Genomic DNA, 21,133 nt, shown 5'->3' on the forward strand with positions numbered 1-21,133 from the left:
CTCTACTAAGGGACGTCGCAAACTCATTCCCAAAGATATTCAACCGCGCCTTTGGGGATACATCGCCGCGATCTGCAAAAACAATGCGATGACCGTGTTCGCCGTTGGCGGAATGAGTGACCATATTCACATTCTCTTTCGCCTTCCGCCGGCGTTGTCATTGGTGCGGGCCGTGACGCTCATCAAATCCAACTCGTCCAAATGGATGAGGGAGACGAAAAAGACCTTTGCCTGGCAGAACGGCTACGGCGCGTTCAGCGTGAGCTCATCGAATGTGTCCACGATTCGGTACATCGACCAGCAGGAAGCACACCACAGGAAGAAATCGTTTGAAGACGAGTTTGTTGCCTTGTTGAAGAGACACGGCGTGGATTTTGATTCCAGGTATGTTTTCGATTAGGTCGTCTAGTTCGTGTCGCGCCCTTCGGGGCTCCCCTTCATACCCTTCCCCTACCCCGACCTCACGGTCGGGGCTAGGCTGTGTCGCGCCTTCGGCGCTTTGGGCGATCTTGTAGAAAACGTCCCGCCTGTCCCCGGGTTTCCCAGATTGAGGAACCCTGGTCAAAAGACTAAGATTTAGACCATGCCTCAAGATCGTGAAAGCGGTGCACGAGCGAGCGAGTACGGATTGGAGAATGCCACGGCGCTTATTAAGCATCTCCGTGGCAAGAACAGAAAGCGCGGAAGCAATGAGTTTGACCTCGACGGGGAACGTGTCACGATTCATTCTTCCCAGTACCGTGAAGGCCGTCCTCAAAGCGTGGGCGTGACTTTGGTCTGCTTAGTCACCGTCAAGTCTGTGCTAGGTGCGTTTCAGGACAATAATGGCTCGTACCAAATTATGAGTCTGCCAGCAGGTGAGTTCAAGAAAGCGTCTCGCTTGACCGCAAGTCATGGTCCGGCCAAAGACCGTGTCGTGATTGTCAAGAGATCGGTCTTTGAAGCGAAGGGCAAGCGGATAGCGGTCGTTCCCGCCAAGCAGTAAAATCCTTCCGCAGGGAGCCATTCCCTCACAGCTGGGTATCAACCCCCGCCGAAGAAATGAAATTGACTATAGATGGAGGGGAATTTTATGGCAGATAGATTTGATGAACTGGTAAACGAGATTAAGCGTGAAAAAGACAAAGAAGAGACCGACGATCAACAAGCGGCGACTCGAGCCGATCAAGAAGGTCAGGAGCGAGAAAAGAATGAGCTGCAGGACACGCTCAACAGGCTGTTTCCACGACTTCTACCGACATTGGAGTCGCCCGTCCTCGGCTATGCGAACAAACAAGCCTTCCTGGATTTTGCACTGAAGGGAATAAAGTTTCGGTTCTATGTACGCGATCAAAGTCGTCCAAACGCTGCGCCAGTCAGGATGTTAGCCTTGGCCCGTCAAGGTGAAACTGACAGAACTCGCGAGCTAGAGTCTTTGCCAGTTCCGAGGGAGAAGACTATATTGCCCGCAACAATTCGTGACTTTGAAGATAAATTTGTTGGTATTCTGTTGCGCGAAAGTCAGGCATAGCCGAGTACCTCACCCTTTCCTGTCCCTCCACACGACCGCGTGCCCTATCCTTTGCGGCCCGCTTCGCCGCATCGTGCATTCAACTGTCCTGGGCCGCCGGGTGCCCCATCTTTTGCGACGCAAGCTTGCGCGGTTTTTGCGCGAGCTTGGTGTTTAGTCGCAAAGGGTGGGATATAAAATCACGTTGTGTTCAAAATCTGCTTTGCGAAGATGGAGTGGTGTTCTGCTTCGCGCACTGAGAAAAAATGCAGTGAGGGCCGACGATGGATTATCTCCCACCCTTTTGCTCCGAAGAAAAACCGCCTTCCTCGCAAAAGGATGGGGCACCCTCGAGTATTCTAGGGAAGAACCTAGGAAGGCTGGGCCGCCCGCCCAATTAGAGCTAGGGGGCGACCAGCTCGGCGAGCTTGGCCGCGACCTGTGCCATCGGATTTTCTGCAGTACTCAGGCCGCTTCGCGAGCCGAGCAGGGGACTGACTTCGCGGAGAGCTTCGTATGTCGTGTTGTGCACGATGGGAACGAGCAGGTCACGTGCTAGGAGCGCCGAAAGCTCTTTGTCGGCAATGCCTTCTGCTCGGAGGCGGCTCAGCAGTGCAGGGGTCACCAGCACGATCCCGACCCGCGATTTCGCCAGTCCCCTATCGATTTCGCGGAGCAACGGCGTGCCGAGGACGACGTCCTTCTCGCTAAACCAGACCTTGACGCCGCGCGACTCGAGTTGATCGTGCAATTCCTTAGCGGCACCTGCCCGGTCGTCCCACGCATGGCAAAGGAAGACGTCCCGAAGGTCAGGCAGGGAAACTCGCTTTTCGACGCTCTCGCGGAATGGCGTGAGTGTCCTCACCTCGGTAGGCGTGTACACCACCGACGAACCGGCTGGCGACCAGCGCGGCCTTGCGTTGCTGACGGACCCGCCGCCGCTGCTCCCCGACGAGGAGTACGACGGGGATGAGTATGACCCGTAGGACGGGGATGAGTACCCGTAGCTGCCATAGCTGCGGCCATAGCGGCTACCACATGCAGGGCATTCCGCCGCAGCGCTCGCTGAGCGATGGCCTCTTACCGGTGCTGTGCATCTTGCCATGTGGCCGATGATACCGGATACCATCGCCGCTCTCAAGCAATACCTCAGGAATTCGAGCCCGGGTGCCCCTTCCTTCGCGATTTTTCCGAAGGGTGGGATTCGGCCGGGTGCCCCATCCTTCGCGGTTTTTTGCGAAGGGTGGGATTCGAGGATGCTCGCATCTTGATTTCGCGCGCTCCGCCTTCGGCTCCGCTCCCGCCTGCGGCAGCGCGGAAGGGAATTCATCTGTTCGTTACCCGGCACTTATTCCTCAGCTCGCACGCTCGCCTCGGAAACGTACCGGGCTACTATCGGCCGTCCCTGGCGGGACTTGGCGTCACCTGGCCTAGAGAGGTTGGTGCGAAACCCAACCTTTGTGCCCCGTAGCCTGCTCTGAGCGAAGCCGAATGGGTGACCTTTGTGGTTAATTCTTTTTTTCTTTCTCCGCGTCTCCGCGGTGCAGCAGAGCTCCGATCACGCGCGATGTCGGCGATGACGCGCGATCCCGGCGATTCTTTACGGCCTTACCGCCTGCTTCATCTCCGTCTTCACCTGCACCGACTGAAGACTCGCGGCGTCCCATCCGCCGCCCAGGGCCTTGATCAAGCCGACGGACGTTATCAATCGCTGCCGAAGAATCTGCGCCGCCAGACGCTGGTTGTCGAGAAGCGTTTGCTCCGCGGTGATCACGTCAAGATAAGTCACCAGGCCGCCGGTGTAGCGATCAGTCGCGATCTGCAGCGCGCGCTGGGCTGCGTCCACCGCTAGCTGTTGCGTGCGCGCGGCGTCGGCCAGAATGCGCAGACCGGATAGCCCATCTTCGACTTCCTGAAAAGATGTGAGAACGCTTTGCCGGTAGTTGGCGACGGCGGCGTCATATCCGCTTTTGGCAAAGTCCAATTGGGCTTTGCGGCGTCCGCCGCTGAATACGGTTTGGGCAACGTTGGCGCCCAGGGCCCAGAATCCGCTGGGCGCGGACAGCAGGTTGGCCAGGCCGATGCTTTCAAAGCCGCCGCTGCCGGAGATTCCGATGCTGGGAAAAAACGCGGCACGCGCCACGCCGATCTGCGCGTTCTGCGCCGCCATTTGCCGCTCCGCCTGGGCCACGTCGGGCCGGCGTTCCAGCACGTCAGACGGCAAGCCCGCGGGGATTACCGGAGGTTCCACGGTAAGCGGCTTCACCGGCACGGTGAACAGCGGCGCCGGCACGCCGACCAGCGCGGCGATGGCGTGTTCGAACTGCGCGCGTTGTTGTCGCAACAGCGTGGCTTGCGTGCGCGTGGCGTTCAACTGGGTTTCCTGCTGGGCCACGTCCAGGCCGGATGCGACTCCGCCTTCATGGCGATTCTGCACCAGCCGGAGCGCTCTCTGCTGGTAGTCAGTGGCGGACTCAACGACGGAAATTTCCACGTCAAGCTCGCGCAAGCTGAAGTAGTCCACCGCCAGCTCAGAGGTGATGAGCAGCCGGACATTTTCCAGCGACGCCGCTTGCGCCTGGTACAACGCGTTTGACGATTCCACCCCACGCCGCACACCGCCGAACACGTCGGCTTCCCAGCTTACATTGAAGGGAATGGTGAACGTATTCTGCGTGGCCGTGCCGGACAAGGGAACGCCGGACGCCGTGGGCTGGTTGGCGGAACTGCGCCCGCGCTGTGCGGCCGCGCCTGCCGTGAGTTGCGGGAACCATCCTGACTGGGTGATGCGGACGGAAGCGCGAGCTTGAGCCAGTTGATTGCGGGCAATTTCAATCGTCTGGTTGGCCTTGATGGCCTGGGCTTCGTAGCCGTTCAACTCGGGTTCGGCGAAGATGGACCACCAGTCGCCCTTGGGAAGCCCGTCCTGCGGGTTGGCCACGCGCCACGGCGGCTCTTCTTTCCACGCCGGCGCCAGCGGCACGTCCGGCCGGTGGTAATTGGGGCCAACCGTGCAACCGCTGATGCCAAGCAGAACGACGGCCGCAAGGAGCAGCCGGGAGCGAAGTTTCTTCACGAACGCGCTCCGCTGCCGGTTTTTACGTTGACCTGCTGGCCTTCTTCGAGCGAGTCTGCGGGATTGGAGATGATCTGGTCGTCGGGCCCGATGCCGCCCAGGATTTCAATGGTCAGTCCGTAATCGCGGCCAATGGTGATGGCCTTGAGGTGGACGCGCTGGTCCGGCCCGACTACAGCCACGCGCGGTCCTTCCGGCCGGAACAGAATGGTGTTCACTGGGATGGAAATCCGCGTGGTCTTCACCGCCACGGCGAAATATACCTGGGCAAACGAGCCCGGCATGAGGCGTCCGTTGGGATTGGGGACATCAATTTCCGTGAGCAAAGTGCGCGTTGCCGGATCAATCACGTCTGCGGTGCGCACCACTTTGCCGGAAAATTTCTGCCCGGGGTATTCGCGCAACTCGATGTGCGCGTCCATGCCTTTGTGAATATAAGGAGCATTGCTCTGTGGCACGCTGACGTATACCCGCAGCGGGTCCACCTGGGCCACATCAAAGAGTCCTTTGCTCACTCCCGCATTGCCTCCGTTGATCAAGGCTCCGGTGTCAACATTGCGCTTGGTGATCACGCCGGAAAATGGCGCGTAAATGTGCTTGAAAGATTCCAACTGTTCAAGACGTCGTACGTTCGCGTCGGCGGCGGCCAGGTTCGCCTGTGCCTGGGTGTATCCGCTGATCTGCTGGTCGGCTTCCTGTTGCGACACGGAATCGGTCTTGCGCAAGTTGATCCAGCGTTCAGCGGAAGACTTTGCCAGCTGCAGTTGCGCCGCGATCTGCTGCCGAGTGGCCTTGGCCTGGGAGAGTTCCTGATCAATTTCCGGGGTATCAATTTCCGCCAGCAGTTCGCCCTTCCTCACTTTGCTGCCAATATCCTTGTACCAGCGCAGCAGGTAGCCATTGGTGCGCGAGTAAATCGAGGCCTCCACGTACGCTTGGAGCTGCGCCGGCAAGGACAGCTCTTCGTTGGCGGGTTCGGTGACCGGTTTGATCAAGGAGACATAAGGTATGGCCAGCTTCTCCGTCTCCCGCGCCAGCACGCGCTTGTCAGAGTAGCGCCGCGCCACGGAAAAAGCGCCAGCCACCACCAGCAGAAGCAATATCGCCAAAACCGCGCCTGTGCGATGAGGCTTGGCCGCGGCGGTCGTGGACGCTGCTGGCGGTTCCGGTTGAGTGAGCTGTGTCATGATTTAAAAATTCCTTCTATCGCGACGCCGGCGCTTCTTGCGTCGCCGCACTGCGCTTTCCTCCGTGCATGATACTGAAAACCACCGGGACAAAAAACAGCGTGGCTACTGTGGCGAAGATCAGGCCGCCGATCACCGCCCGGCCCAGCGGGGCGTTTTGTTCGCCGCCTTCGCCCAGCCCGAGCGCCATGGGCACCATGCCGATGATCATCGCCAACGCGGTCATAATCACCGGACGTATGCGCGTGTATCCGGCTTCCAGCGCGGCGTCCCAGGCGCTGAGCCCCGCGGCCATGCGTTCGCGCGCAAAGGAGATCACCAGAATACTATTGGACGTGGCCACGCCCATACACATCACCGCGCCGGTAAGCGACGGAACATTCATCGTAGTATGCGTCAGCAGCAGGATCCAAACGATCCCCGCCAGCGCTCCCGGCAACGCAGTAATAATGATGAACGGGTCCAGCCAGGATTGGAAGTTGACCACAATCAGCAAGTACACCAGCACAATGGACATGATCAGGCCCATGCCCAGGCCGAAGAACGAGCTGGACATGGTCTCCACTTGTCCGCGCATCACCAGTTGCGTCCCGCGCGGCAGCTTCTTTTCGAACTCCCGCACAATCTGGCGGGTTTCGCGGGCCACTCCGCCCAGGTCGCGGCCTTGCACGCTGGCGTACACGTCCATCACCGGCTGTATGTTGTAATGCGATACCAAAGAAGGCGTCACTCCGGGCTTCACCGTGGCCAGGTTGGCCAGCACCTGTGGCGCGGGGGCGCGCGGCGCGTCCACCGGAGTGTTCATCAGCGCCTGCATGGAGTCCATACGGTATTCCGGTGTCTGCACGGTGACGCTGTACGAAACTCCATTTTCCCGGTTCAGGAAAAACGTGGGCGCTGTCTGGAAACTTCCGCTTAAAGACACCAGCAGGTTCTGCGCGACGTCGCGCTGTTCCAGACCAACCTGTTGCGCGCGCGTGCGGTCCACGTCCAGGCGGATGGCCGGAGCGTTCATCAACTGCTGCACATGCACGTCCGCCGCGCCGGGCACGTGACGCAAGCGGTTGGCGATCTGCTGCGCCAGCAGGTAATTCTGCGCCTGGCTCTTGCCGATGACCTGAATGTCAATCGGTGAAGGCAGGCCAAAGTTCAGGATCTGGCTGACAATGTCCGCGGGCTGGAAGAAAAACTCAACGCCGGGATAGCGTTGCGGCAGCTCTTCCCGCAAATGCTTCACGTACTCCGCCGTGGGGCGATGTTTGTCCTGGTTGAGTGACACCAGAATCTCCGCATCCGACGTGCCAATGGTCCCGCTGGTGCTGTACGAGTTGTTGATGGAACTGTACGCCAGCCCGATGTTGTCCAGGATGGTGACTAGCTCTTCTTTCGGGACCTCCTGGCGAAGCGTGTTTTCGATCTGGTCGCACAGCCGGGCCGTCTCTTCAATGCGCAAGCCGGCGCGCCCGCGGACGTGCATGCGGAAGATCCCGGCATCCACGTCAGGGAAGAAATCCTGGCCCAGGAAAAACACCAGGCCAGTGGACAGCACGCAAAAGCCCAGGAATGACGAAATGAACACCCGCCGGTTTTCCAGGCACGACGCCAGCATTTGGTGATAGCTGTCGCGCAGTCGGTCAAACGCTGTCTCAAAGCGGTGTTGCAGCCGCTTCAAAGAGGCGAACATGCCTTCGCGCTGATATTCGATGGAATCGTGCGTCTCATGTTCGTGCCCGCGCAGCAAGTACATCACCAGCGTGGGTACCAGCGTGCGCGAAAGCAGGTAAGAAGCCAGCATGGCGAAGACCACCGCTTCCGCTAGCGGAACAAACAGGAACTTGGCGACTCCGGTGAGGAAGAACATGGGCACGAAGACAATGCAGATGCAGAGCGTTGAAACAAACGCCGGAACGGCAATTTGCGACGCGCCGTCCAGGATGGCCGTCTTCAGTTCCTTGCCCATGGCCAGGTTGCGGTCAATGTTTTCGATCTCCACCGTGGCATCGTCCACCAGGATGCCCACGGCCAAGGCCAGTCCTCCCAGGGTCATGAGGTTGAACGTTTGTCCCAGCGCGGCCAGTGTGATGATGGAACACAAAATCGAAAGCGGAATGGAAACGGCAATCACCAGCGTGGTGCGCCAGTTTCCCAGGAAAAGCAGGATCATGGCCGCGGTGAGGCAGGCTGCAGTGAGCGCCTCCTTGACCACACCATTGATCGCCGCGCGCACAAACAATGACTGGTCAAACAGCGGCTTGATGGAAAGATCTTCCGGCAGCGTGGTAGCCACGCGCGCCAGGTTTTCTTTCATGTGCGCCACAATGTCCAGCGTGGACGCGCCGCCGTTTTTCATCACCGTAATCAGCGTGCCGCGTACGCCGTCCGCGCGGACCATGTTGGTCTGGGGTGAGAAGCCGTCGCGCACGTGCGCCACGTCATGCAGATACGTGGTGGCGCCGTTCTGGGTCTTGATCGGCAGGTTATTCAACTCGGCAATGGTGCTGGCGCTGCCGTTCATCTCCACCTGGTACTGCGACGACCCCATTTTGAAAGAGCCTGAAGGCAGAATCAGGTTCTGCAGGTTGAGCGCGTTCACCACGTCCACCGCGGTGAGTCCGCGGGCTTGCAACGCCGAGGTGTCTATGTCCACGGCCACCACGCGCTGCTTGCCACCGTACGGGAAAGGAATCGACGCGCCCTGCACGGTGACCATCTGCGGCCGGATGAAGTTCACGGAAAGATCGTTGAGCGCCTGTTCCGGCAGGGTCTTGCTGCTGATGCCCACCTGCATGATGGGCACGCTGGACGCCGAGTAAATAATGATCAGCGGAGGGTTGGTTCCTGCCGGCAGGCTGCGCACCGCCGTTTGCGAAATCGCGGTGACCTGCGCCATGGCCGTCTGCAGATTGCCGCTCGGCTGCAGGAAAATCTTGGTGATGGCGCGCCCGTCCATCGCCTGCGTTTCCGTGTGCTCAATGTCGTTGACGATGGTGGTGAGGCCGCGTTCCGTGTTGCTGACAATGCGGTCCGTCATCTCCTGTGCGGAGAGTCCCTGAAACTGCCAGATTACGCTGATGACCGGAATATTGATTTCAGGAAGGATGTCCACCGAGGTGCGGAAGATCACAATGGGGCTGAGAATGAGAATCAACAGCGCCATTACGACGAAGGTGTACGGGCGCCGCAGCGCCAGAGCAACAATCCACATCGGCTAGGACCCCTTCTGATTTCCCGCTTTTTCCGACGGTTTGCTTCGCAGCGATTCGCGGTCCGGCCGATCGCGAATTGAAACTGCGCCGTTTTCCTGGAACGGCTCACCCTGCATGACCCGTCCAAGGCGGGCTCTCAGCGTCGAAAAAGTTTCAGGATAAGCGCTTATTGTAGCAGCGTGTGGTGCGCTGTTTGCGCGGGTGTTTACACTTCTTAACCAACCTATACCAAAGAACACACCAAGCGTTTGCGCTGGGACTTGTGCGCTGTTGTGTTTCGAGCGGCGCTTTCAGCTTTGACCGTAAACCGGGACCGCCGCTCCGTGTACGACTTTGGCGTCGTCGCTCAAGAGAAACAGAATCACACGCGCGATCTCTTCCGGCTTGGGCCATTTGGAGAAATCGGCGTTGGGCATGGATTTGCGATTGGGTTCGGTATCAATGATAACGGGCAGAATGGAATTCGCGCGAACGCCGGTGCCCTTCAGGTCCTGCGCCAGGCAATCCAGCAGCGCCAGCGCCGCCGCCTTGGACGCCGCGTAGGCTGATCCGCCCGCCCAGTGGTCGTAGGCCGCCTTGGCCGCGATGTTCACAATCGCCCCGCTCTTCTGCTTCAGCATCGCCGGCGCCACCACGCGGGCCAGTGTGTATCCGGCGTTGGCGTTCAGGTTCATCATCAGCTGATAGGTCTTGGGCTCAGTCTCCCATAGGGATTTTCCGCCGGCGTAGCCGCCGATGGTGTTCACCAGAAAGTCCAGGCGTCCGTGGCGCGCTGTGATGCCATCTACCAGGTTGCGCGCGGCGGTCTCGTCGGTGGCGTCGAGCGGAAGGAGCTCCAGATGCGCGTTGGCGCCCACGGCGTCCCGCAGGGCGTCAGCTTCTTCCTTCTTTATATAGGTAGCGATCACCGAGGCGCCTTCATGCAGCAACGCCAGCGTGACCGCGCGTCCCAGGCCGCCGGTACCGCCGGTGACTAACGCTACTTTGTTGGAGAATTGGGGGTTCATCAGGTGTGCCTCCTTGCAGAAGTCAAGCCTCAGCATATATCACGCCAAATTTTTGGGCTTGATTTGCAGGCGACTCACAATCCATACCGCTGCGGTCTTGTATTCCGCCCCTGGGCCATTTAATATAATACTGGATTGGTATTGTATCCAGCTCCTGGTTCCACCTGGACGCTGGAGGAGTAATTTCGTCATGTTCAGACTCAACAAGCTTACCGATTACGGCATCGTGTTAATGGCCCACGTGGCGCGCAGCCCGGAAGATCTGCCGCACACCGCGCGCAGCCTGTCTAAGGCCTCGCGGATCCCGCTGCCCACGGTCGGCAAGCTGCTGCGGCAGCTTTCTGAGCGCGGACTGCTGAGCTCGCATCGCGGGGTCAAAGGCGGCTACAACCTGGCCCGTAAGCCCGAAGCTATCTCCGTGTCAGACATTGTTCTGGCCCTGGAAGGGCCCATCGGATTCACCGAGTGCAGCGTGGTGGCCGGCCTGTGCAACATGGAACGCTCCTGCGCCATCAAGATCAATTCCCAGATTATCGGGGACGCGCTGCGTGACGCGCTCGACCAGGTGATGCTGGCCGACCTGAACCATGAAATGGCGCCGCACCAGCGCCGCAGCAAAAGCAAGAGCAAGTTTGTTTCGATTGAATCCGCGGGTGTCACAGAGGGAGTGCGATGAGCACAACAGACCAGATCAAAGACATAGCCAAGCAGGAATACAAATGGGGCTTCATCACGGACGTGGATGAAGACCGCCTGCCGCCGGGGCTGAATGAAGACGTTGTCCGCGCCATCTCCGCCAAGAAAGAAGAGCCGGAGTTCATGACCGAGTGGCGGCTGAAGTCGTATCGCTATTGGGCCACGCAGGAAACCTCGCACGCTGAGCCCGAGTGGGCCAACGTGAAGTATCCGCCCATTGATTATCAGGGGCTGTCTTATTACTCCGCGCCCAAGCAGAAAAAGCAACTCTCCAGCCTGGAGGAAGTTGATCCCGAAATCCTGAAGACCTACGCCAAGCTGGGCATTCCTCTGCACGAGCAGAAGTTGCTGGCCGGCGTCGCCGTGGACGCGGTATTTGACAGCGTTTCGGTGGCCACCACGTTCAAGGCCAAACTCTCGGAACTGGGCATCATCTTTTGTTCGTTCTCTGAAGCTGTGAAGAACCATCCGGACCTGGTTAAGAAGTACCTGGGCACCGTGGTCCCGTACACTGACAACTTTTTCGCCGCGCTGAACTCCGCCGTTTTCAGTGACGGCTCGTTCGTTTACGTGCCCAAGGGCGTTCGCTGCCCCATGGAGTTGTCCACGTATTTCCGCATCAACGCGCAGAACACCGGACAGTTTGAGCGCACCCTGATCGTCGCCGACGAGGGCGCTTACGTCAGCTACCTGGAAGGCTGCACCGCCCCGGTGCGCGACGAAAATCAGCTCCACGCGGCCGTGGTCGAGCTGATTGCGCATGACAACGCCACCATCAAGTACTCCACGGTGCAGAACTGGTATCCCGGCGACAAGGAAGGCAAAGGCGGGATCTACAACTTTGTCACCAAGCGCGGTAAATGCCTCGGCAAGAATTCCAAAATCTCCTGGACGCAGGTGGAAACCGGATCAGCCATCACCTGGAAATACCCCAGTTGCATCCTGCAGGGCGATAACTCGGTGGGCGAGTTTTACTCCGTGGCGCTGACCAACAACTACCAGCAGGCCGATACAGGCACAAAGATGATCCACATCGGCAAGAACACCACCAGCACTATCGTGTCCAAGGGCATCTCCGCCGGGCACGGGCAGAATACCTATCGCGGCATGGTGAAGATCCTGAAGGGCGCCACCGGCGCGCGCAATTACACGCAATGCGATTCGCTGCTAATCGGCGACAAATGCGGCGCGCACACTTTCCCGTATATCGAAGTCAAGAACTCCACCGCGCGCATGGAGCATGAAGCGTCCACGTCGAAGATCGGTGAAGACCAGATTTTTTACCTGCAGCAGCGCGGCATATCCAAAGAAGAAGCGGTGGCCATGATTATCAACGGCTTCTGCAAGACCGTCTTCCGCGAATTGCCCATGGAATTTGCCGTGGAAGCGCAGAAGTTATTGAGCATCAGCCTTGAGGGGAGCGTCGGATAAACCAATGAGTCTTGTCGAAATCAAAAACCTGCATGCCAGCGTGAATGGCAATGAAATCCTCAAGGGGATCAACCTCACCGTCAATGCCGGTGAAGTGCACTCCATCATGGGTCCCAACGGCTCCGGCAAGAGCACGCTGGCCGGCGTTCTGGCCCGGCGTGAGAGTTATGCCGTCACCCAGGGCTCGGTTACGTTTAACGGCAAAGATCTCTTGGAGATGAAGCCGGAAGACGCTGCCTGCGAAGGCCTGTTTCTGGCGTTCCAGTATCCGGTGGAGATTCCCGGTATCAGCAACGCTTACTTCTTGCGCGCCGCGCTGAACGCAATTCGCAAATCGCGCGGCCAGGAAGAGCTGGACGCCATGGACTTCCTGCCTTTGCTCCGCGAAAAGATGCGCCTGCTGGAGATGGACGAAAAGTTCCTGAACCGTCCGGTGAACGAAGGCTTTTCCGGCGGCGAAAAGAAGCGCAATGAGATCGTGCAGATGGCCGTGCTGGAACCGAAACTCTGCGTGCTGGATGAAACCGATTCCGGCCTGGACATTGACGCCCTCAAGATCGTGGCCAAGGGCGTGAACGCCATGCGCAACAAAGACCGCGCAATGATCGTGGTCACGCACTACCAGCGGTTGCTGAATTACATTGTGCCGGATTACGTCCACGTTTTGGTGAACGGCAAAATCGTTAAATCCGGCGGGCCGGAACTGGCGCTGGAACTGGAAGAGAAGGGCTATAGCTGGACGGAAGCTGAGCCGGCCGGCGCGCGCCGCTAATCGGGGGACATAAGAAGAAGATGAGCAACGCCATGGCAACCCAAGCTCCCGAGAGATATCTGGAGGCCTTTGATCAATTCAACCGCCGCGCCGCCACGCAACTGAGCTGGCTGAAGTCGCTGCGTCAGGAGGGATTTGCCCGTTTCGCGGAGAGCGGCTTTCCCACCACGCATGATGAAGACTGGCGCTTCACCAACATCACCACCCTTGCACAGACGGAATTTCACGCGGCGCATCCTGGCGGCGTCAGCGCGCGCGACCTGGAGCAGTTCGGCACATCCGACTTTGCTTGCCAGTTGGTCTTCGTGAATGGCCGTTTCTTGAGCGAGCTTTCTCGAATTCCGTCGTTGCCGGGCGGAGTCACCATCGGCAGCCTGGCAGAGCAGCTGACCACCGATGCTGCTGAAGTCAAAGAGCATCTGGGACAGTATTTGAACTTCCAGCGTGACGCGTTTGCCGCGCTGAATACCGCTTTCATGGAAGACGGCGCTTACATTCACGTTCCGCGCAGCGTGGCGGTGGAGCAGCCCATCTATTTGCTGTTCGTGACCACCGGCGGGGCTACGCCCACCATGGACCATCCGCGCAACCTGATCGTCGCCGACGAAAACAGCCAGGTCACCGTGGTGGAAGACTACGTCGGGCTGGGCGAAGGCGTTTCTTTGTCCAACACCGTCACCGAACTGGTGGCCGGCGACAGCGCGGTGGTGTCGCACTACATGATCGTGCGCGAAGCCGGCGCGGCCTACAACGTTTCCACGCTGCGTATTCAGCAAGGCCGCAGCAGCAACGTGTCCACCCATTCGCTGTTGATCAACGCCGCGCTGGTGCGCAACAACGTGCATCCGGTGCTGGCCGGAGAAGGCGCGGAATGCCTGATCAACGGCCTGTTCATGGCCAATGGCACGCACATGGACAACTACATGCTCGTGGAGCATGCCAGCCCGCATTGCAATAGCCGGCAGTTTTACAACGGCATTTTGAGCGGCAAAGGACACGGCGTTTTTCACGGACGCATCATCGTCCACAAGGACGCGCAGAAGACTGACGCCAAGCAGACCAACCGCAACCTGCTGCTCTCCGACGACGCGCAGATTGACACCAAGCCGCAGCTGGAAATTTACGCCGACGACGTGAAGTGCACCCACGGCGCCACCATCGGCCAGGTGGACGAGAATGCTCTTTTCTACCTGCGCTCGCGCGGACTGGATGAAGCCTCCGCCAAGCATCTCTTGCTGCTGGCCTTCGCCAACGAATGTCTGGACCGCATGAGCTCCGAGCAGGTGCGCGATCATATGGAACGTCTGGTGACCGGAGCGCTGCCGGAGGCCGCGGCGTACTCGGCCGCTAAGTCCGCCGACGCGCCGAGAAACTGGGAGGAAGTGGGATGAGTACCGTAGTCAAAACGCCTCGTCAGGTCCACGCGGCCGGCGCCTATGACGTGAAAAAGATTCGCGCCGATTTTCCCATCCTCCACCAGGAAGTTCACGGCAAGCCGCTGGTGTATCTGGACAACGCCGCCACCACGCAGAAGCCGCTGGCGGTCATTGAGGCGATTGAGCATTACTATCGCCGCGACAACGCCAACATCCATCGCGGCGTGCACACGCTGTCAGAGCGCGCCACGGAAGCCTACGAGAAGACGCGAGTCGCGGCGCAAAAGCTGATCAACGCCGCCTCTTCCAGCGAAATCATCTTTCTTCGCGGGACCACGGAAGCCATCAACCTGGTGGCCCAGACCTACGGCCGCAAGAACGTCGGCAAGGGCGACGAAGTCCTCATCACCGCCATGGAGCACCACTCCAACATTGTTCCCTGGCAGATGCTGTGTGAAGAAAAAGGCGCCGGGCTGCGTGTGGCTCCCATCAATGACCGCGGCGAGCTGATTCTGGAAGAATTTGAAAAGCTGCTGGGACCAAAAACCAAGATCGTGGCCGTCGGGCATCTTTCCAACGCGCTCGGCACCATCAACCCCATCCAGCAGATTGCGCGCATGGCCCACGCCTACAACGCCGTGGTGCTGGTGGACGGAGCGCAGGCCGCGCCCCGCATGGCGGTTGACGTTCAGGCCTTGGATTGCGATTTCTACGCTATTTCCGGGCACAAGCTTTACGGGCCCACCGGCATCGGCTTTCTCTACGGGAAAACGAAATTGCTGGAGGCCATGCCGCCCTACCAGGGCGGCGGCGACATGATCGCCTCCGTTACTTTCGACAAGACGATTTACAACCGGCTTCCCTACAAATTTGAAGCCGGCACGCCGAACATCGCCGACACCATCGGACTGGGCGCGGCCATCGAATACCTAAACCAACTCGGCCTGGAAAACATTGAGCAGCATGAGTCCGAACTGCTGGGCTACGCCACCGAACAGGTCCAGAAGATTCCCGGCGTCAGCGTGATAGGCACGGCCCGGGAAAAAGCCGGCGTGCTTTCTTTCGTAATTGAAAACATTCACCCACATGACATCGGCACCATTCTGGACCATGAAGGCATCGCCGTACGCACCGGGCACCATTGCGCGCAGCCGGTGATGCAGCGCTTCGGGATTCCGGCCACGGCGCGCGCTTCCTTTGGGCTGTACAACACTCGCGAAGAAGTGGACGCGCTGGTCCGCGGCGTTCGCAAAGTGATTGAGGTGATGGGGTAATGTCTGAACTGCGCGAGCTGTATCAGGAAACAATTCTGGAACACAGCCGCAAGCCCAGGAACTTCGGGATTCTGGAGACGGCCAACCACAAGGCGGAAGGCTACAATCCCTTGTGCGGCGACCATTACACCGTTTTCCTGGACGTGAAAGACGGCGCTATCCAGAACCTGAGTTTTGAAGGATCAGGCTGCGCCATCTCCAAGGCTTCAGCGTCCATGATGACGCAGAGCCTGAAGGGCAAGACCACCGCGGAGGCCGAGGCCCTGTTTACCAAGTTCCATGATCTGGTCACCGGGCAGGGTGATGCGGCGGAAGAGATGGGCAAGCTGGCGGTGTTCGGCGGCGTGTCAGAGTTTCCGTTGCGCGTGAAGTGCGCGACGCTGGCCTGGCACACACTGCGGGCGGCCCTGCGGGGAGAGCAACAAGCTGTCTCCACCGAGTAACGCAAGACCGGTGGAGCGTACGGGTGTATCGTACGGGTTTATCGTAATACGACTTTAGCGAATCCGAACCTCTGACCGAGGCGGTTCTCGGGAGGCATGTTTTGAAGCCGGGCGAAAATCTGGTGCTCACTCGCGATTGCGCGGCCACGCAAATCCCCAGCGGGATTCCGTACCCCGTGCCCTCCGGCACGCGCGTACGGCTGTCGCAGGCCTTGGGCGGCAGTTACACCGTAATGACCGAACAGGGCTACCTTCTACGTATTGACTCCAAGGATGCCGACGCGCTGGGAATCACCGAGGAAACCACCGCCGGAGCCACCGCCGCCGCCCCCTCCGAATTCAGCGAGAAGTTGGTCTGGGACCAGTTGAAAACCGTGTATGACCCCGAGATCCCCGTGAACGTGGTGGACCTTGGGCTGATTTACGAGTGCCAGGTCGCCCCGGTGGAAGGCGGCAACAATATTGACATCAAAATGACCATGACCGCTCCCGGTTGCGGCATGGCGGATGTGCTGAAGTCGGACATCGAGAGGAAACTGGCTTCCTTGCCCGCGGTCAAGGCCGTCAACGTTCAGGTGGTACTCGATCCACCCTGGCATCCCGGAAGGATGTCTGAAGGCGCTCGCCTTCAGTTGGGCTTGGACTTGGATAGTTCTCCATTCCCGCTCTACAGCAGACCTTGATAGACCGCTGCGCCGTGCTGCCGTGCAAGAAGTGTCCCGGAAAAATATAGGCCGTCCTCCTAAATTATTAAAGAATCTGATAATTGACCCCCGTTTTGGCCTATGCCGGTACTTTTTTCCCTCCGTCAAATAAGGCCTATCTACCGCTCAATCAACCACTTACGATAATTCTTAAGAGTTGAAGTGCTTCTTGACTTGAAATTTGTTTGCCCCACAAAACTCGCGTGATATAGTCCACCCTGAACTTTCCGGGGACGGCACCCGTCCAAATTTATGGTGCAAAGACTTCGCCAACTCGTGCTCCTGATGATCCTGGGAATGGTGGTTTTCTCGCCATTCATGCAACTGGATAGCTGGGACGCGTTTCCGGTTGCCACCGGCGACCTGGAGTTGCACCTGATCGGCCTGTTCAGCGTGATCGGCATGATCCTGGTGTTCGTAGGAATCCTCCGGTGCTGCCCTTCACTCCTCCGCTGGAAGTTCACGGCTCCCCTTCTGTTCCTGGCGGCCTCGGCGACCAGTGAACGGTCAGAGTCTGTCCTGCTCGGTGTTTACTCGCCTCTCCGAATCTGATTCTTCCCTTCCCGTAAGCAGTAGTGTGCCCAATAAAAAGATCAAGTTTCTTGCGCCACTCATAGGTCTTTTGACGGGCTCAAGTTTCGCTCTTGCTTGAAATCAGCTTGATGCGAAACCCACAACACATGCACGGAACCATAAGGACAAGGGAATGGACCATGAAATCCACAGAGACGTACGCCACTCCTCCAGACGTGGAATTGGCGGGAGCCGAACCGGCCCTGCTGCTGGACAGTATTGATAGTGTTGAGAACGTTGACACTAACTTAGAATTAGAAAATGACAGCTTGGAGAATGATGATTGCACGGCGCGGTGCGCTCGTTGCCTGCAACCCATTGAAAGTGAAGATGGGCGTTTGGTGCAGGGCTGCTTGAACGGCGACCAGCAGGCCTGGGGCCGGCTGATTGACAAGTACAAGCGCCTGATCTTTTCCATTCCCTTCAAGTACGGGGCCACCGCGGAAGACGCGGCCGACGTGTTCCAGGCCGTCTGCATTGAAGTGTTCAACAGTTTGCCCCAGCTGAAGAACCCTGACTCCCTGCGCTCCTGGCTGATTACCGTAGCGGTGCGTCAGTCGTACCGCTGGAAGCAGAAGCAATCCAACCACGTGGAACTGGATGCCATGGAGCCGGAGTTGGCGGAAGAGATCGCCACGGCGCCGGAAACTATGATGCAGATCCAGCAAGAGCAGATTGTCCGCGACGTCGTGGACCAGCTGCCGCCGCGCTGCGCGGAACTGGTCAAGATGCTGTTCTTTGAACAGCCGCCGCTGCCTTACGCGGAGGTTGCGCGCCGCCTGGGCCTGGCTACCGGCTCCATCGGATTTGTCCGTGGCCGCTGCCTGGTGCGCCTGCGCAAGATCCTGCTGGAAGCCGGGTTCAATGGATTTCGTCCTAGCGCGCTGGCTCGCGATCGCAGGCCCGGGTATTCGGTCCCGGCGGCGGGAAAGCACGCAGAATTCTAGGCGGGAGCGCGCCGGGATCGGGCAGGTTTTACCCGGCGCGCATCTCAGGCACCCTAGAAGCCCAGATTGCATAGGAGCGGGCCCCTAGGCGGTCTGATCTCCGCAACGGCGCCTTTTGTTCAGCAATGATGAACGATTTCGGAAGGAACGCGTTTGTCTTACAGACGCGGACGGGGCTTGGTGTGTAATGCCAGGTCCAGGCGGTAGCATTCCAGCGGGTCCATCTGGCTCAGTTCGCGATGCATGGATTGTACGCGCGAGATTTTTTGCGCCAGGATTGCAATCCGTGTGCGCAGGTCTTCCATGCGGAAAGGCTTGGTCAGGAAGTCATTGGCGCCGGCCCGATAAGCCGACCGGATGCGCTCCGGCTCTCCCTTGGCGGTGAGCAGAATTACGTACGGCTGAGTGTTCAAATCGGCAAACCGGATCCACTGGCAGACTTCCAGCCCGCTCATCTTGGGCATTTCCCAATCCAGAATGCACAGATCAAAGGGCCCGGTCTGAAGCGCCAAGCAAGCTTGCTGGCCATCGCTGGCGGACACCACGTCGCAGCCCCAATAGGCAAGGGACGATTTCAGCAGGCTGCCTGATACGGATTCTTGTTCGGCAATCAGTACTCTCAGCTTCTTCGTCATCATCATCGTCCTTGGCCCTTTCAGTGCGTCCACCTTAGCATGCCAGTTTGAAGTCATAGCGCATGTCGGTGGAAACCTGTATTTCTGATCCCTGAAATTTCGTTCTTATGCAGTAAAGATCATCTGGATTCGGCCAACGCACCCCAGTCACGGCGTTGCTCTTGTAAAGAGCCAGAGCGATCCGCAGCTGTTCCAGGTCCTGCTTCTGCAGGGAATCTCCCAGGTATTCAATGTCCTGGGCGATCTGTGCCGCGGCTTCGAGCCATTTTTGATAGTCATCCATGATCTTCTCTCCAGCTCGGGGGTGAATTATTTACATTCAGCAGCTTGCAAAAACTACTCAACACAGCGGCTTTGCCGGGGGCTTGCCCATCCCGAGTCTGCGGCCTGAACTCCATTACTTGCCATTACTTACTTAGAGCTAAGGCCTTAGAACGTTCAATCCTTGGTCGCTGTCTATAAGAGTGTGAATCCTTTTGCGAAATATAGGTGTGCAACCCTGTGACCATACAGAGCATGGTTTTCCCGATTGCGGTGTGGCTCCTATCTGCCTAACAAGAAAGCACTTTTAGGTGTTGTATGGCGGGCGCCGCAGGCCCGTGGCGAAAGAGTTACTTCAGTAACAATCTATGTGGGTAAAAAACGGCAAGGCAGTGGGGTCTTCCGACCCAGGTGTGCAGCGCCCGGCCATCCAGGACTGGGTAGCCATGCCGATTAAATTAAATTGTGTGCGTGGAACTTCTTTCGGCTCTTGGACAAATTGATTGGGGTCAAGCCCGCGCAAAATCAATGTACCCGCGCTGGGGGTCGGCGCTGATCAATTTCACGCGCAGCCGGTCACCCACATCCACGCCTTGCCCGTGGACCAGCAGTCCTTCCACGTGCGGCTGCAACACGCGGACGAAAGTCCCATGGTCGCCTGTGCCGGTCACAATGGCGTCAAACACTTCACCGATCCTGCGGCTCATGCTCACGGCGGCGATGCGCTTGGTCATGGTCCTCTCCACCTTGCGCGCGGCGTCTTCTTTCTCCGTGCAGTTGCGCGCGTTGGCGGAGAGATCGTCATCGGAGTACGGTCCCGGCCTGCCGGCCAGCACGGACTTGATCAGCCGCTGCGTTATCACATCGGCGAAGCGGCGATTCGGCGCCGTGGAGTGCGTGTAATTTTCCACCGCCAGTCCAAAATGGCCGGGTGAAGGCTCGCCCGGCCGCTCCAGAACGTATTCGCCCGGACCCATAAGCTTGATGACCGCCAGCGAGAGATCAGGAAAATGGTCGGGGTCGGCCGCTTTGCGCGTCTGCAAGAAATCGTTGAGCGACTTGGAGTCCGGCTGCGCCGGCAGCTTCCCGCCTTGCTGTGCCGCCAGCGCGACGATGCGGTCCCATCGCTCCGGCACCTTGACCACCCGCCGTATGGACGAGACGTTCTTTTCTTCCAGCATCAGCGCCACCGCGCCGTTGGCGGCGATCATGAAATCTTCAATCAGCTCGGTCGCGCGGTTTTTCTCCTGCTGCTCCAGAGAGACCACTTCCTGGTTCAGCACCACGGGGTGTACTTCCGCGGTGTCAATGTTCAGCGCGCCGTGCCGGTGCCGCTCGTTTTTTAGGGCCTGGGCGATTTCGTCCTGGAGCCGGAGCTGGGCCTGCAGTTCGGGCGAACTCGCCACCTTGGGTGGCGCCGGACCGCGGTCTTCCAGCCATGCTCCCACGGCGTTGTAAGTGAGCTGGGCCTTGTTGCGCAGCAGAGCGCGATACACGCTGTGGCCGCTGAGCTGCCCGTCAGAGTCGGCCAGAAATTCGGTGACCACTCCCAGCTTGTCGCCGCCTTCGAGCAATGACGTAGCTCCGGTGGAAAGATCTTCCGGCAGCATGGCGAAGTTGCGCACGCCGGTGTACACCGTGGTGGTTTCCTTGGCGGCGTGCAGATCGAGCGGCGTGCCCTGGGCGACGAAGGCATCCACATCGGCAATGCCGATCATCACCTTCACCTTGCCGTCAGGCTGCTTCTCCGCCACTTCAATCTGGTCCAGATCGCGCGAAGTGTCATTATCAATGGACGACCACAACAGGCTGCGCAGATCGCGCACGTCCGCGCCGGCTGCCACCTGCGGAGGCGCGGCTTTGATTTGCGCCAGCTGTTGCAGCGCTGCCGGCGGGAAGTCAGGCTCAAATCCATTGTCCAGCATCACCTGGCGGGCGGCGGCCTGAAGGTCCATGTGCGAGACTTGGGTGTTGTTCATAAAGTTCGGTGAGCGACCTGAAAGACTAACACGGGAGAGCGATGGGAAACGCCGAGTTCGCGCATCTTCTTTTATTG

At 58.9% G+C, this 21,133-nt stretch carries 20 protein-coding genes; 12 read left to right on the forward strand and 8 right to left on the reverse strand.

The window, feature by feature from the left end:
- From tnpA to LAO20_19680, 3 genes are all read left to right on the forward strand, one after another.
- Positions 1-400 (forward strand): IS200/IS605 family transposase (gene tnpA / locus LAO20_19670; protein MBZ5533655.1); only part of this gene is annotated, 400 nt, incomplete at its 5' end.
- A 183-nt stretch (positions 401-583) separates the two neighbouring features.
- The gene (locus LAO20_19675) at positions 584-985 is read left to right on the forward strand and encodes a hypothetical protein (GenBank protein MBZ5533656.1); all 402 of its coding nucleotides are present in this window, start codon (positions 584-586) and stop codon (positions 983-985) included.
- Between the two features lie 87 nt (positions 986-1,072).
- Positions 1,073-1,510: a hypothetical protein gene (locus LAO20_19680; protein ID MBZ5533657.1), complete on the forward strand. Its 438-nt coding sequence runs from the start codon at positions 1,073-1,075 to the stop codon at positions 1,508-1,510.
- Between the two features lie 382 nt (positions 1,511-1,892).
- On the opposite strand, the gene LAO20_19685 is transcribed toward LAO20_19680, so the two are convergent.
- From LAO20_19685 to LAO20_19705, 5 genes are all read right to left on the reverse strand, one after another.
- Positions 1,893-2,594 carry a toll/interleukin-1 receptor domain-containing protein gene (locus tag LAO20_19685; protein MBZ5533658.1) on the reverse strand — a complete coding sequence of 234 codons (702 nt, stop codon included), beginning with the start codon at positions 2,592-2,594 and terminating at the stop codon, positions 1,893-1,895.
- A gap of 495 nt (positions 2,595-3,089) precedes the next feature.
- Positions 3,090-4,565, reverse strand: coding sequence for an efflux transporter outer membrane subunit (locus LAO20_19690; GenBank protein ID MBZ5533659.1), 1,476 nt, complete (start codon positions 4,563-4,565; stop codon positions 3,090-3,092).
- Positions 4,562-5,752, reverse strand: coding sequence for an efflux RND transporter periplasmic adaptor subunit (locus tag LAO20_19695; protein ID MBZ5533660.1), 1,191 nt, complete (start codon positions 5,750-5,752; stop codon positions 4,562-4,564). The genes LAO20_19690 and LAO20_19695 overlap by 4 nt, the downstream gene beginning before the upstream one ends.
- Before the next feature lie 16 nt (positions 5,753-5,768).
- Positions 5,769-8,957, reverse strand: a complete 3,189-nt coding sequence (locus LAO20_19700) for an efflux RND transporter permease subunit (GenBank protein ID MBZ5533661.1) — start codon at positions 8,955-8,957, stop codon at positions 5,769-5,771.
- Between the two features lie 291 nt (positions 8,958-9,248).
- Positions 9,249-9,965, reverse strand: a complete 717-nt coding sequence (locus LAO20_19705) for an SDR family NAD(P)-dependent oxidoreductase (GenBank protein ID MBZ5533662.1) — start codon at positions 9,963-9,965, stop codon at positions 9,249-9,251.
- Positions 9,966-10,155: 190 nt separating this feature from the next.
- Here LAO20_19705 and LAO20_19710 point away from each other — a divergent pair, with 190 nt between their 5' ends.
- The 9 genes from LAO20_19710 (at position 10,156) to LAO20_19750 (ending at position 18,181) form a co-directional block, all read left to right on the forward strand.
- Positions 10,156-10,641 carry an SUF system Fe-S cluster assembly regulator gene (locus tag LAO20_19710; GenBank protein ID MBZ5533663.1) on the forward strand — a complete coding sequence of 162 codons (486 nt, stop codon included), beginning with the start codon at positions 10,156-10,158 and terminating at the stop codon, positions 10,639-10,641.
- Positions 10,638-12,092 (forward strand): Fe-S cluster assembly protein SufB, encoded by a 1,455-nt coding sequence (gene sufB / locus LAO20_19715; GenBank protein ID MBZ5533664.1) that lies wholly within the window; start codon positions 10,638-10,640, stop codon positions 12,090-12,092. Before LAO20_19710 ends, sufB begins: the two co-directional genes overlap by 4 nt.
- Positions 12,093-12,096: 4 nt before the next feature.
- Entirely contained in the window at positions 12,097-12,864 is a 768-nt protein-coding gene (gene sufC / locus LAO20_19720; protein ID MBZ5533665.1) for a Fe-S cluster assembly ATPase SufC, read from the forward strand.
- 32 nt (positions 12,865-12,896) lie between these two features.
- Positions 12,897-14,255, forward strand: a complete 1,359-nt coding sequence (gene sufD, locus LAO20_19725; protein MBZ5533666.1) for a Fe-S cluster assembly protein SufD — start codon at positions 12,897-12,899, stop codon at positions 14,253-14,255.
- Entirely contained in the window at positions 14,252-15,514 is a 1,263-nt protein-coding gene (locus LAO20_19730; GenBank protein MBZ5533667.1) for a cysteine desulfurase, read from the forward strand. Before sufD ends, LAO20_19730 begins: the two co-directional genes overlap by 4 nt.
- Complete coding sequence (locus LAO20_19735; GenBank protein ID MBZ5533668.1) at positions 15,514-15,957, forward strand: SUF system NifU family Fe-S cluster assembly protein; 444 nt, start codon at positions 15,514-15,516, stop codon at positions 15,955-15,957. Before LAO20_19730 ends, LAO20_19735 begins: the two co-directional genes overlap by 1 nt.
- A gap of 101 nt (positions 15,958-16,058) precedes the next feature.
- Entirely contained in the window at positions 16,059-16,640 is a 582-nt protein-coding gene (gene sufT / locus LAO20_19740) for a putative Fe-S cluster assembly protein SufT (GenBank protein ID MBZ5533669.1), read from the forward strand.
- Between the two features lie 273 nt (positions 16,641-16,913).
- Positions 16,914-17,213 carry a hypothetical protein gene (locus tag LAO20_19745; protein ID MBZ5533670.1) on the forward strand — a complete coding sequence of 100 codons (300 nt, stop codon included), beginning with the start codon at positions 16,914-16,916 and terminating at the stop codon, positions 17,211-17,213.
- A 161-nt stretch (positions 17,214-17,374) separates the two neighbouring features.
- Positions 17,375-18,181, forward strand: coding sequence for a sigma-70 family RNA polymerase sigma factor (locus tag LAO20_19750; protein MBZ5533671.1), 807 nt, complete (start codon positions 17,375-17,377; stop codon positions 18,179-18,181).
- A gap of 158 nt (positions 18,182-18,339) precedes the next feature.
- On the opposite strand, the gene LAO20_19755 is transcribed toward LAO20_19750, so the two are convergent.
- The 3 genes from LAO20_19755 to LAO20_19765 form a co-directional block, all read right to left on the reverse strand.
- Positions 18,340-18,822 (reverse strand): response regulator, encoded by a 483-nt coding sequence (locus tag LAO20_19755; protein MBZ5533672.1) that lies wholly within the window; start codon positions 18,820-18,822, stop codon positions 18,340-18,342.
- A gap of 28 nt (positions 18,823-18,850) precedes the next feature.
- Positions 18,851-19,099, reverse strand: a complete 249-nt coding sequence (locus LAO20_19760; GenBank protein MBZ5533673.1) for a hypothetical protein — start codon at positions 19,097-19,099, stop codon at positions 18,851-18,853.
- A 487-nt stretch (positions 19,100-19,586) separates the two neighbouring features.
- Positions 19,587-21,056 (reverse strand): RNB domain-containing ribonuclease, encoded by a 1,470-nt coding sequence (locus LAO20_19765; protein ID MBZ5533674.1) that lies wholly within the window; start codon positions 21,054-21,056, stop codon positions 19,587-19,589.
- Positions 21,057-21,133: the final 77 nt, after the last annotated feature.

Source organism: Terriglobia bacterium, from assembly GCA_020072815.1.
Classification (GTDB): domain Bacteria; phylum Acidobacteriota; class Terriglobia; order Terriglobales; family Acidobacteriaceae; genus Angelobacter.